This is a genomic window from Escherichia sp. E4736 (assembly GCF_005781225.1).
In the GTDB taxonomy this organism is placed as follows: Bacteria; Pseudomonadota; Gammaproteobacteria; order Enterobacterales; family Enterobacteriaceae; genus Escherichia.
In genome coordinates this window covers 78427-90886 of sequence record NZ_VATT01000001.1, presented here as the reverse complement: position 1 = coordinate 90886, position 12460 = coordinate 78427, and the positions used below count along the sequence as shown (strand labels likewise).

Sequence of the window (12460 nt, the reverse complement as noted above, 5' to 3'; positions counted from 1 at the left end):
TCATAGGCTCCAAATGAGTCAATTCTTACAGGAAATAGTACCATGCAGCCAAACGACATCACTTTTTTTCAACGTTTCCAGGATGACATTCTGGCTGGGCGTAAAACCATCACTATTCGCGACGAGTCTGAATCGCACTTTAAACCGGGCGATGTGCTCCGCGTCGGGCGCTTTGAAGATGACGGCTATTTTTGCACCATTGAAGTTACCGCAACTTCAACCGTAACGCTGGATACTCTCACAGAAAAACATGCACAACAGGAAAATATGACCCTGCCTGAACTGAAAAAAGTCATTGCCGACATCTATCCTGGTCAGACACAGTTTTATGTAATTGAATTTAAATGCCTTTAAGTTGAACTCACGCCTGTTAGTTGAAATTTAACATTTAATTTCATGATTTTTCGGAGATTACTCTCAAATCAGAATTTATTTTAGCTAACAGGTGTTCACTGGAACTATTCTCAGTTACGCTGGAGAAGTGTTCACGTGCGTGTACGTTTCTCCGGAGTAAGTTATGGTTCAGAAGCCTCTCATTAAGCAGGGATATTCGCTGGCAGAGGAAATTGCCAACAGCATCAGTCACGGCATTGGGCTGGTGTTTGGTATCGTCGGGTTGGTATTGCTACTGGTTCAGGCGGTGGATCTTAATGCCAGCGCCACGGCGATAACCAGTTACAGCCTTTATGGCGGCAGTATGATCCTGCTGTTTCTCGCTTCGACGCTCTATCACGCCATTCCCCATCAACGGGCAAAAATGTGGCTGAAGAAATTTGACCATTGCGCCATTTACCTGTTGATTGCCGGAACCTACACGCCGTTTTTGCTGGTGGGGCTGGATTCTCCGTTAGCGCACGGGTTGATGATTGTTATCTGGAGCCTGGCATTGCTGGGGATTCTGTTCAAACTGACCATCGCGCACCGATTCAAAATTTTATCTCTGGTGACTTATCTGGCGATGGGTTGGCTGTCACTGGTGGTGATTTATGAAATGGCAGTTAAACTCGCGGCGGGCAGCGTTACCTTACTGGCAGTAGGCGGTGTGGTTTACTCGCTTGGGGTGATTTTCTACGTCTGCAAACGCATCCCCTACAACCACGCCATCTGGCACGGCTTTGTGCTCGGCGGCAGTGTGTGCCATTTCCTGGCGATCTATTTGTATATTGGACAGCCGTAATGGCTGTGTCTTTGTCGGCATGAAAAGACGCACCAGCGTCGCATCAGGCATCGGAGCGCAACTGCCGGATGCGGCGTGAACGCCTTATCCGGCCTACGGGCCGCTTCCCACTTGTGAAAAAGGCACCAAATCCCAGGCCTGATAAGAGGCGCCAGCGTCGCATCAGGCATCGGAGCGCAACTGCCGGATGTGGTGTGAACGCCTTATCCGGCCTACGGGCCGCTTCCCATTTGTGAAAAAGGCACCAAATCCCATGCCTGATAAGACGCGCCAGCGTCGCATCAGGCAATAGATGCCCGAAGCGATACAGCGATTTACTCTTCCAGCGAATACGGCAGCGGCTCGATACGCAATGTATTCGCATCATCACGAACGCGGAAGATGCTGTCCGGTTCCATATCGTTATTCATGACGACCTGAACCACTACCTGACCATCTTCCAGTTTTACCGCAGCCAGCACCGTACCGGTACGACGCCAGTTTTCGCCCATTTTCAGCTCTAAGTCTTCACCAGCTGCCGGCAAACGGCTGGCGCTACCCGCCAGCAACCAGAGCGCGCGTTTGTTGGCTCCGCGGAACTTAGCTCGTGCCACCATCTCTTGCCCGGTATAGCAGCCTTTCTTAAAGCTGATACCGCCCAGCGCCTGAAGGTTAGTCGCCTGCGGGATAAACTGCCCACTGTTAGCAGCGTCAATAACAGGGAAACCCGCTTCAATGTTTAATGCCAGCCACTGTTGGCTATTGTTCAGTTCCGCTTCACCGCGCAGTTTATCGGTCAAAGTATTAGCGGTAGCTTCATCGGTTACGATCAGAAAACGTTCTGCCGGGTGTTCAAACCATAGCAGTGTGGTCGCACCTTCTCTGACTACCTGTTTTTCCTTCGAAGGCATTTCGCTGAAGAGATTTTCCAGCGCGGCGCGTGCCTGAAAACCGGCAACACCGAGCAGCACGCGTTCATCGTCCGGCACGATGGTCACTTTAGAAAACACCGCATATTTTTTCAGTTCAGTCAGCTGCGAATCACGCACGCTGCGGCGTTCAATCCACGCAAAGCCATCGCCGTCGCGGAACAGACGTAAATTGCTCCACATTTTACCTTTGGCGTCGCAATGCGCGGCGAGCAAATGCTGGTCTTCTGACATCTGGCTGACGTCTGCTGTCACCTGACCCTGCATATATTTTTCGCTGTCCGCGCCAGTAATGGTGGCAAGCGCCCAGTCATCAAGCGTCATCAGCGTCAGTGGTAAACGGGCAGAAGCCGTAGGCTGACGGGGAGGAAAAGGTGTAAAAGCCATAATGGAGTCCTGTGTAACAAACGGCGTATTAATGACTAATGGTAAAAGAGCTATGAGGCAATGCAAGTGCTTTCACTACGCGATCTGTGCCTTCTGATATGCTTTGCGAGGCGACATCCAAAAAAATGAAGCCATTGAATTGTTGCGGATTAATTTCGCGATCGCGATTGTGTTTACCGATATTCCCGCAAAAGAAGTCGAAAAACACGTTACAATAGCCTGGTACTGGATTTTCGTGAGACAGGAAGAAGATGGACATTAACAACAAAGCCCGCATTCATTGGGCATGCCGCCGTGGTATGCGCGAACTCGATATTTCAATCATGCCGTTTTTCGAACATGAGTACGACAGCTTAAGTGATGACGAAAAACGCATCTTTATTCGTCTGCTGGAATGCGACGACCCGGACCTGTTCAACTGGCTGATGAATCACGGTAAACCGGCCGATGCAGAACTGGAAATGATGGTCCGACTTATCCAGACACGGAACCGGGAACGTGGTCCTGTGGCAATCTGATCTGCGCGTCTCCTGGCGCGCACAGTGGCTTTCCTTGCTGATTCATGGGCTGGTTGCCGCTGTTATTTTACTCATGCCCTGGCCGCTCAGTTACACCCCGTTATGGATGGTGTTGCTTTCGCTGGTGGTGTTTGATTGCGTTCGCAGCCAGCGGCGCATTAATGCTCGTCAGGGGGAAATTCGCCTGTTGATGGACGGGCGTTTGCGTTGGCAAGGACAGGAGTGGAGCATCGTCAAAGCGCCATGGATGATTAAAAGCGGTATGATGTTGCGTTTACGCGCTGATAGTGGCAAACGTCAACATTTATGGCTGGCAGCAGACAGCATGGACGAAGCCGAATGGCGGGATTTACGGCGAATTTTGTTGCAACAAGAGACGCAAAGGTAAACATGACGGCAACGCTAATGCGCAAAGCCGTCAGTCACATCAGGCGTAATACTCTGCCATTTCGTTAAGGATTTGCTCACACCAGCTCTGAATACGCTCGTCGCTAAGGTCATACTGGTTAGTTTCATCCAGCGCCAGACCCACGAACAGCTGTCCGTCAGCAATCACCGGTTTCGGGCTGGTAAACTCATATCCTTCCGTTGGCCAGTAGCCGACGAACTTCACGCCTTTGGTCGAGAGTTTGTCATGCAGCATGCCGAGCGCATCAAGGAACCACTCGCCGTATCCCAGCTGATCGCCAAGCCCATATAACGCAACAATTTTACCTTCGAGGTTCAGGTCGTCGAGCTGATCCCAGACGGCTTCCCAGTCTTCCTGGATTTCGCCAAAATCCCAGGTCGGGATACCCAGAATGAGCACATCGTACTGCTCCATTAATTTCGGGGAGTCGTCCTTGAGGTTATGTAAGGTCACCAGTTCTGGGCCGATAATATCGCGGATTTTTTCCGCTGCCATTTCGGTGTAACAGGTGCTGGAACCGTAAAAAAGACCCATATTCATAACGTAAGCTTCTCGATTCTGCTGTGGCTTTTGTGGCTAGTGTATCAGAATCGCTTTAGTCACGGCACAATAAGGCATAATGGATCAAACGAGTAACGATAAGGGGCGCAAGTGAAACAAGATCTGGCACGCATCGAGCAGTTTCTGGATGCCCTGTGGCTGGAAAAAAATCTCGCCGAAAATACGTTGAACGCATACCGTCGCGATCTGTCAATGATGGTGGAGTGGTTGCATCATCGTGGGCTGACGCTGGCAACGGCACAAAGTGACGATTTGCAGGCATTACTGGCAGAACGGCTGGAGGGCGGGTATAAAGCCACCAGTTCAGCACGTTTGCTGAGTGCGGTGCGCCGATTGTTCCAGTATCTTTATCGCGAAAAGTTTCGTGAAGACGATCCCAGTGCACATCTGGCTTCGCCGAAATTGCCCCAGCGTTTGCCGAAAGATTTAAGCGAAGCGCAGGTTGAAAGATTATTACAGGCACCTTTAGTCGATCAGCCTCTGGAGCTTCGCGACAAAGCCATGCTTGAAGTGTTGTATGCTACCGGGTTGCGTGTCTCGGAACTGGTCGGGCTGACAATGAGTGATATCAGCCTGCGCCAGGGCGTGGTACGGGTCATTGGTAAAGGCAACAAAGAACGCCTGGTGCCATTAGGTGAAGAGGCGGTCTACTGGCTGGAAAATTATCTGGAACACGGGCGGCCATGGCTATTGAACGGTGTGTCGATTGATGTGCTGTTTCCCAGCCAGCGCGCGCAGCAGATGACGCGCCAGACCTTTTGGCACCGCATTAAACATTATGCCGTGCTGGCGGGTATCGATAGCGAAAAGCTGTCACCGCATGTGTTGCGTCATGCCTTTGCCACTCATTTGTTAAATCATGGTGCGGACTTACGCGTGGTGCAGATGTTGTTGGGCCATAGCGATCTCTCCACCACGCAAATTTATACGCATGTCGCTACCGAGCGTCTGCGGCAACTTCATCAACAGCATCACCCACGGGCGTGATGTCTGAAAAGAACGGGAAGATTTATGAAGAAAGGTTTTATGTTATTTACTTTGTTGGCGGCGTTTTCAGGCTTTGTTCAAGCGGATGACGCGGCAATTCAACAAACGTTAGCCAAAATGGGCATCAAAAGCAGCGATATCCAGCCCGCGCCCGTGGCTGGCATGAAGACAGTTCTGACTAACAGCGGTGTGTTGTACATCACCGATGATGGTAAACATATCATTCAGGGGCCAATGTATGACGTTAGCGGCACGGCTCCGGTCAATGTCACCAATAAGATGCTGTTAAAGCAACTGAACGCGCTTGAAAAAGATATGATTGTTTATAAAGCGCCGCAGGAAAAACACGTCATCACCGTGTTCACCGATATTACTTGTGGCTACTGCCACAAGCTGCATGAGCAGATGGCAGACTACAACGCGCTGGGGATCACCGTGCGTTATCTCGCTTTCCCGCGCCAGGGGTTGGAGAGCCAGGCTGAGCAACAAATGAAAGCCATCTGGTGTGCGAAAGATAAAAACAAAGCGTTTGATGATGTGATGGCGGGTAAAAGCGTCGCGCCAGCCAGTTGCGACGTGGATATTGCCAACCATTACGCGCTTGGCGTCCAGCTTGGCGTCAGCGGTACTCCGGCGATTGTGCTGAGCAACGGTACTCTGGTGCCAGGCTACCAGCCGCCGAAAGACATGAAAGAATTCCTCGACGAACACCAAAAAATGACCAGCGGTAAATAATTCGCGTGAAACAACAGATAAAACTTCGTCGCCGTGAAATCGATGAAACGGCAGACCTGCCTGCTGATCTGCCGCCCTTGCTGCGTCGTTTATACGCCAGCCGGGGCGTGCGTAGCGCGCAGGAACTGGAACTCGGTGTTAAAGGGATGCTGCCCTGGCAGCAACTGAGCGGCGTCGAAAAGGCCGTTGAGATCCTTTACAACGCTTTTCGCGAAGGAACGCGGATAATTGTGGTCGGAGATTTCGACGCCGACGGCGCCACCAGTACCGCCCTTAGCGTGCTGGCGATGCGTTCGCTTGGCTGCGCCAACATCGACTTCCTGGTGCCGAACCGTTTTGAAGACGGTTACGGCTTAAGCCCGGAAGTGGTTGAGCAGGCGCATGCCCGTGGCGCGCAGTTGATTGTGACGGTGGATAACGGCATTTCCTCTCACGCGGGCGTTGAACACGCTCGCACGCTGGGCATTCCGGTTATTGTTACCGATCACCATTTGCCGGGCGATACGTTACCCGCGGCGGAAGCCATTATTAACCCTAACTTGCGTGACTGCGACTTTCCATCGAAGTCACTGGCAGGCGTAGGCGTCGCATTTTATCTGATGCTGGCGCTGCGCACCTTTTTGCGCGATCAGGGCTGGTTTGATGACCGTGGCATTGCAATCCCTAATCTGGCGGAATTGCTGGATCTGGTGGCGCTCGGGACGGTGGCGGACGTGGTGCCGCTGGATGCGAATAACCGTATCCTGACCTGGCAGGGCATGAGCCGAATCCGCGCCGGGAAGTGCCGCCCAGGGATTAAAGCGCTGCTGGAAGTGGCAAACCGCGATCCGCAAAAACTCGCCGCCAGCGATTTAGGTTTTGCGCTGGGGCCACGTCTCAATGCTGCCGGGCGACTGGATGATATGTCCGTCGGAGTGGCGCTGTTACTGTGCGACAACATCGGCGAAGCGCGTGTGCTGGCAAATGAACTCGACGCCCTAAACCAGACGCGCAAAGAGATTGAACAGGGAATGCAGGTTGAGGCGCTGACTCTGTGCGAGAAACTGGAGCGAAGTCGCGATACGCTGCCCGGCGGGCTGGCAATGTATCATCCTGAATGGCATCAGGGGGTTGTCGGTATTCTGGCTTCGCGTATTAAAGAGCGTTTTCACCGTCCGGTTATTGCGTTTGCGCCAGCGGGAGACGGTACGTTAAAAGGTTCTGGACGCTCCATTCAGGGGCTGCATATGCGCGATGCGCTGGAGCGCTTAGACACGCTCTATCCGGGCATGATGCTCAAGTTTGGCGGCCATGCGATGGCGGCAGGCCTGTCGCTGGAAGAGGATAAATTCGAACTTTTTCAGCAACGCTTTGGCGAACTGGTTACCGAGTGGCTGGACCCCGCATTATTACAGGGTGAAGTCGTCTCCGACGGCCCGTTAAGCGCTGAAGAGATGACCATGGAAGTGGCGCAGCTGCTACGTGATGCTGGCCCGTGGGGGCAGATGTTCCCGGAACCACTGTTTGATGGCCATTTCCGCCTGCTGCAACAGCGGTTGGTAGGCGAGCGTCATCTGAAAGTGATGGTCGAACCGGTCGGTGGTGGCCCGTTGCTGGATGGTATTGCGTTTAACGTTGATACGGCCCTCTGGCCGGATAACGGTGTGCGTGAAGTGCAACTAGCCTACAAACTGGATATCAACGAGTTTCGCGGCAACCGCAGCCTGCAAATTATCATCGACAATATCTGGCCTGTCTGACGAATTTAGTATGTATAAAATTGAGCCGGGATCCGGTACAATCCCGCTCTTATCACCGCATTTTGACTAGCTCAATAAAAGAAATCAGACCATGTTTGAAATTAATCCGGTAAATAATCGCATTCAGGACCTCACGGAACGCTCCGACGTTCTTAGGGGGTATCTTTGACTACGACGCCAAGAAAGAGCGTCTGGAAGAAGTAAACGCCGAGCTGGAACAGCCGGATGTCTGGAACGAACCCGAACGCGCACAGGCGCTGGGTAAAGAGCGTTCCTCCCTCGAAGCCGTTGTCGACACCCTCGACCAAATGAAACAGGGGCTGGAAGATGTTTCTGGTCTGCTGGAACTGGCTGTAGAAGCTGACGACGAAGAAACCTTTAACGAAGCCGTTGCTGAACTCGACGCCTTGGAAGAAAAACTGGCGCAGCTTGAATTCCGCCGTATGTTCTCTGGCGAATATGACAGCGCCGACTGCTACCTCGATATTCAGGCGGGGTCTGGCGGGACGGAAGCACAGGACTGGGCGAGCATGCTTGAGCGTATGTATCTGCGCTGGGCAGAATCGCGTGGTTTCAAAACTGAAATCATCGAAGAGTCGGAAGGTGAAGTGGCGGGTATTAAATCCGTGACGATCAAAATCTCCGGCGATTACGCTTACGGCTGGCTGCGTACAGAAACAGGTGTTCACCGCCTGGTGCGTAAGAGTCCGTTTGACTCCGGCGGTCGCCGCCACACGTCGTTCAGCTCCGCGTTTGTTTACCCGGAAGTTGATGATGATATTGATATCGAAATCAATCCGGCGGATCTGCGCATTGACGTTTATCGCGCGTCCGGCGCGGGCGGTCAGCACGTTAACCGTACCGAATCTGCGGTGCGTATTACTCACATCCCAACCGGGATCGTGACCCAGTGCCAGAACGACCGTTCCCAGCACAAGAACAAAGACCAGGCCATGAAGCAGATGAAAGCGAAGCTTTATGAACTGGAGATGCAGAAGAAGAATGCCGAGAAACAGGCGATGGAAGACACCAAGTCCGACATCGGCTGGGGCAGCCAGATTCGTTCTTATGTCCTTGATGACTCCCGCATTAAAGATCTGCGTACCGGGGTAGAAACCCGCAACACGCAGGCCGTGCTGGACGGCAGCCTGGATCAATTTATCGAAGCAAGTTTGAAAGCAGGGTTATGAGGAACCAACATGTCTGAACAACACGCACAGGGCGCTGACGCGGTAGTCGATCTTAACAATGAACTGAAAACGCGTCGTGAGAAGCTGGCGAACCTGCGCGAGCAGGGGATTGCCTTCCCGAACGATTTCCGTCGCGATCATACCTCTGACCAATTGCACGCAGAATTCGACGGTAAAGAGAACGAAGAACTGGAAGCGCTGAACATCGAAGTTGCCGTTGCTGGCCGCATGATGACCCGCCGTATTATGGGTAAAGCGTCTTTCGTTACCCTGCAGGATGTGGGTGGCCGCATTCAGCTGTACGTTGCCCGTGACGATCTGCCGGAAGGCGTTTACAACGAGCAGTTCAAAAAATGGGACCTCGGCGATATCCTCGGCGCGAAAGGTAAACTGTTCAAAACCAAAACCGGCGAACTGTCTATCCACTGTACCGAGCTGCGTCTGCTGACCAAAGCTCTGCGTCCGCTGCCGGACAAATTCCACGGCTTGCAGGATCAGGAAGCGCGCTATCGTCAGCGTTATTTGGATCTCATCTCTAACGATGAATCCCGCAACACCTTTAAAGTGCGTTCGCAAATTCTGTCCGGTATTCGCCAGTTCATGGTGAATCGCGGCTTTATGGAAGTTGAAACCCCGATGATGCAGGTGATCCCTGGCGGTGCGGCTGCGCGTCCGTTCATCACCCATCACAACGCGCTGGATCTCGACATGTACCTGCGTATTGCGCCGGAACTGTACCTCAAGCGTCTGGTGGTTGGCGGCTTTGAACGTGTGTTCGAAATCAACCGTAACTTCCGTAACGAAGGTATTTCCGTACGTCATAACCCAGAGTTCACCATGATGGAACTCTACATGGCTTACGCAGATTACAAAGATCTGATCGAACTGACTGAATCGCTGTTCCGTACTCTGGCACAGAATATTCTCGGTAAGACGGAAGTGACCTACGGCGACGTAACGCTGGACTTCGGTAAACCGTTCGAAAAACTGACCATGCGTGAAGCGATCAAGAAATATCGCCCGGAAACCGACATGGCAGATCTGGACAACTTCGACTCTGCGAAAGCGATTGCTGAATCTATCGGCATCCACGTTGAGAAGAGCTGGGGTCTGGGCCGTATCGTTACCGAGATCTTCGAAGAAGTGGCAGAAGCACATCTGATTCAGCCGACCTTCATTACTGAATATCCGGCAGAAGTTTCCCCGCTGGCGCGTCGTAACGACGTTAACCCGGAAATCACTGACCGCTTTGAGTTCTTCATTGGCGGTCGTGAAATCGGTAACGGCTTTAGCGAGCTGAACGATGCCGAAGATCAGGCGCAGCGCTTCCTGGATCAGGTTGCAGCGAAAGATGCAGGCGACGACGAAGCAATGTTCTACGACGAAGATTACGTCACCGCACTGGAACATGGTTTGCCGCCGACAGCTGGTCTGGGTATTGGTATCGACCGTATGGTAATGCTGTTCACCAACAGCCATACCATCCGCGACGTTATTCTGTTCCCGGCAATGCGTCCGGTAAAATAAGCGTTACGCGTATGCACTTAACCCCGGCATTTGTCGGGGTTTTTTATTCTCTCTTTGCGAAAACAGATAATACATTTCTGGCTTTGCTATTGGCTGCCTGCATCACCATCCACGGACTAAACGCCCACGGCGTAGCATCAATAGCGCGCAAAACATCTGATAAATCACACCATTGATAATCCATCACTTCATCACCGTTGGGCTGTAACGCGCTGGTAATTCGTGCGGCAAAGACTGGACACATTTCATTTTCGACAATGCCATTCGGGTCAGTGGCGCGATAGTGGAAGTCTGGATAAACCGATTCGGGTGACGTTATTTCCACGCCCAGTTCATAGCGGCAACGGCGGATTACCGCCTCTTCATTGCTTTCGCCCAGTTGTGGATGACCGCACACCGAGTTAGTCCACACGCCTGGCCACGCTTTTTTGCTAAGTGCGCGGCGGGTAACCAGCAGTTGTCCCTTAGCATTAAACAGCCAGCAGGAGAACGCGAGATGTAAGGGGGTGTCTGCCGTGTGTGCGGCATATTTTTCCAGCGTACCCGAGGGGACTCCCTGTGCATTCAGTAAAATGACGTGTTCCGTTTGCATAATTTCTCACATGTAATTCTAATCACTCGTCATTATAGATAACTGAAGAGTCAAATGATTAACCAAGTGAGTGTTTATCGGCATCCGCCCGTTTTGAGCGGATGCTGACAGAGAAAGGTCATTTAAAAAAGCAGCATCATATAGTTGAAGCGACTTTCAATAGCCATTGCCACGCAGTCAGAAATGACAGGAATGGAGATCATTAAGAGTAATAACAGACTGAATATAGTGCGTATTAATAGGTTCATATCATTCACCATGCTCATTTTTCTTTAGCTTGCGCATCAAAAGCCACATACGCACTGTTCTGACTTTTAAATCTTTATCAGAAACAGATTCCTTCACCAGATCGGCATGATGCTGATAACCATTGAAAAAGACGTTCAGCACCACCGCACTGATAGTCGCCAACATAATGCCGCTATGTAACAACGGTTGCAGTACAGCCGGTAACTTAGAAAAGAAATCATGAGAAAGCGTCGGGGTCATACCCACGCCAAGGCTAATAGCCACGATATAAAGGTTGTAGCGGTTGGTGGTGTAGTTACAGCGCGACAGAATGCGGATCCCCGTCGCCAGCACCATACCGAACATTACTAATCCTGCACCGCCTAGTACAAATTGCGGAATGGAAGCCACCAGCACCGCCATTTTGGGTACCATCCCGAACATGATTAATATAATCCCGGAAGAGATACACACCCAGCGACTGTGAACGCGCGTCACGCTGACCAGGCCAACGTTTTGCGAAAAGGAAGTATGCGGGAAGCTGTTAAACGTGCCGCCAATCATTGTCCCTATGCCATCTACGCGTAGCCCGCGAATAATGTCTTGTGAAGAAAGTTTTCTACCGACAATTTCCCCCAAGGCCAGGAACATCCCCATCGACTCAATAAATACGATGATTAACACTGCGGTCATGGTCAGAATGGAAACCGGATCGAAAACTGGCGTACCAAACGACATTGGCGTGACAATGGCGAACCACGAAGCATCATTCAGCCCAGACAGATTCACTTCATTCATCATCCACGACAACAAGAAGCCAAATACAATCCCCAGTAATACGGCGACATTGGACATAAATCCTTTGGCGTAACGGGTGATAAGCAAGATGAAAATTAAGACGGCGAAGGAAATGGTTAAATAAACCGGATTGCCATATTGTGGATTTCCTTTACCGCCAGCAGCCCAGTCAATGCCTACCTGAATAATACTCAGGCCGATAGAGGTAATAACCACACCGGTAACTAACGGTGGGAATAAAGGCATTAAGCGACCAATAAGTGGTGCTAATAGCGTGGTGATAAAACCGGCCGCAATGGTCGCGCCAAAAATCCCCAGCAGACCGATATCCGGGTTCATCCCAATGGCAATCATTGGCGTTACAGCCGCAAAGGTCACCGACATAATCACCGGCAGGCGAATTCCCATAAAGCGACCAATGCCGATACATTGCAATAATGTGACGATACCGCAGCAAAAGAGATCGGAGCTAATCAGCATTGCGATAGCTTCTTTCGAGAGTCTGAGTCTGTCACCAATCATAAGTGGGACGGCGACTGCGCCTGCGTACATAACAAGGACGTGTTGCAGACCGAGTATGATCAGCTTTCCTGGTGATAATATGCGGTCCACCTCATCCGTTGGGCGGTCTTGCCCTGAAGATGAGGGAATTTGAGAATCTATGGCGCTCATCAGTCTTTCTCCTTTCGCTCGCCAGAGTAAAA

15 protein-coding genes are annotated in these 12460 nt (G+C 51.6%); 10 read left to right on the top strand and 5 right to left on the bottom strand.

Translation table 11 applies throughout. From position 1 onward, the window contains the following. The first annotated feature begins 42 nt into the window (after positions 1-42). On the top strand, positions 43-354 hold the full coding sequence (gene yqfB, locus FEK46_RS00365; RefSeq protein WP_130259399.1) for a N(4)-acetylcytidine aminohydrolase: 312 nt from the start codon (positions 43-45) through the stop codon (positions 352-354). A gap of 163 nt (positions 355-517) precedes the next feature. After that, entirely contained in the window at positions 518-1177 is a 660-nt protein-coding gene (locus tag FEK46_RS00360) for a hemolysin III family protein (protein ID WP_135490303.1), read from the top strand. 314 nt (positions 1178-1491) lie between these two features. On the opposite strand, the gene ygfZ is transcribed toward FEK46_RS00360, so the two are convergent. Beyond that, complete coding sequence (gene ygfZ / locus FEK46_RS00355; protein WP_130207830.1) at positions 1492-2472, bottom strand: tRNA-modifying protein YgfZ; 981 nt, start codon at positions 2470-2472, stop codon at positions 1492-1494. A 251-nt stretch (positions 2473-2723) separates the two neighbouring features. Between ygfZ and sdhE the strand changes: the two genes are divergently transcribed. Both sdhE and FEK46_RS00345 read left to right on the top strand, forming a co-directional pair. Continuing rightward, positions 2724-2990 carry an FAD assembly factor SdhE gene (sdhE, locus tag FEK46_RS00350; protein ID WP_000354046.1) on the top strand — a complete coding sequence of 89 codons (267 nt, stop codon included), beginning with the start codon at positions 2724-2726 and terminating at the stop codon, positions 2988-2990. Then, complete coding sequence (locus FEK46_RS00345) at positions 2971-3378, top strand: protein YgfX (protein WP_064529790.1); 408 nt, start codon at positions 2971-2973, stop codon at positions 3376-3378. The genes sdhE and FEK46_RS00345 overlap by 20 nt, the downstream gene beginning before the upstream one ends. A 39-nt stretch (positions 3379-3417) precedes the next feature. Here FEK46_RS00345 and fldB read toward each other — a convergent pair whose 3' ends face one another. Further along, the gene (gene fldB / locus FEK46_RS00340; RefSeq protein ID WP_130207828.1) at positions 3418-3939 is read right to left on the bottom strand and encodes a flavodoxin FldB; all 522 of its coding nucleotides are present in this window, start codon (positions 3937-3939) and stop codon (positions 3418-3420) included. A 111-nt stretch (positions 3940-4050) separates the two neighbouring features. On the opposite strand from fldB, the gene xerD reads away from it, so the two are divergent. From xerD to lysS, 5 genes are all read left to right on the top strand, one after another. Beyond that, the gene (xerD, locus tag FEK46_RS00335) at positions 4051-4947 is read left to right on the top strand and encodes a site-specific tyrosine recombinase XerD (RefSeq protein WP_064529792.1); all 897 of its coding nucleotides are present in this window, start codon (positions 4051-4053) and stop codon (positions 4945-4947) included. Positions 4948-4971: 24 nt separating this feature from the next. Beyond that, on the top strand, positions 4972-5682 hold the full coding sequence (dsbC, locus tag FEK46_RS00330; RefSeq protein ID WP_130207826.1) for a bifunctional protein-disulfide isomerase/oxidoreductase DsbC: 711 nt from the start codon (positions 4972-4974) through the stop codon (positions 5680-5682). Between the two features lie 5 nt (positions 5683-5687). Next, a complete protein-coding gene (gene recJ / locus FEK46_RS00325; RefSeq protein ID WP_135559249.1) occupies positions 5688-7421 on the top strand; it encodes a single-stranded-DNA-specific exonuclease RecJ in 1734 nt (577 codons plus the stop codon). Positions 7422-7512: 91 nt separating this feature from the next. Continuing rightward, positions 7513-8611, top strand: a protein-coding gene (gene prfB / locus FEK46_RS00320; protein WP_096179399.1) for a peptide chain release factor 2 whose coding sequence is annotated in 2 segments (ribosomal slippage) — positions 7513-7587 and positions 7589-8611 — 1098 coding nt in all. Because the reading frame shifts where the segments join, the coding sequence is not laid out codon by codon here. Between the two features lie 9 nt (positions 8612-8620). Then, positions 8621-10138 carry a lysine--tRNA ligase gene (gene lysS / locus FEK46_RS00315; RefSeq protein ID WP_021529652.1) on the top strand — a complete coding sequence of 506 codons (1518 nt, stop codon included), beginning with the start codon at positions 8621-8623 and terminating at the stop codon, positions 10136-10138. 43 nt (positions 10139-10181) lie between these two features. Here the strand turns inward: lysS and idi are convergent, their stop codons facing one another. Further along, entirely contained in the window at positions 10182-10730 is a 549-nt protein-coding gene (gene idi, locus FEK46_RS00310; protein WP_135405583.1) for an isopentenyl-diphosphate Delta-isomerase, read from the bottom strand. Positions 10731-10784: 54 nt separating this feature from the next. Here idi and FEK46_RS00305 point away from each other — a divergent pair, with 54 nt between their 5' ends. Beyond that, a complete protein-coding gene (locus FEK46_RS00305) occupies positions 10785-10838 on the top strand; it encodes a hypothetical protein (RefSeq protein ID WP_123057966.1) in 54 nt (17 codons plus the stop codon). Positions 10839-10852: 14 nt separating this feature from the next. Here FEK46_RS00305 and FEK46_RS00300 read toward each other — a convergent pair whose 3' ends face one another. Together FEK46_RS00300 and uacT are read right to left on the bottom strand one after the other, a co-directional pair. Next, positions 10853-10978, bottom strand: coding sequence for a hypothetical protein (locus FEK46_RS00300; protein WP_130207818.1), 126 nt, complete (start codon positions 10976-10978; stop codon positions 10853-10855). 1 nt (position 10979) lies between these two features. After that, positions 10980-12428 (bottom strand): urate/proton symporter UacT, encoded by a 1449-nt coding sequence (gene uacT, locus FEK46_RS00295; protein ID WP_135559250.1) that lies wholly within the window; start codon positions 12426-12428, stop codon positions 10980-10982. Positions 12429-12460: the final 32 nt, after the last annotated feature.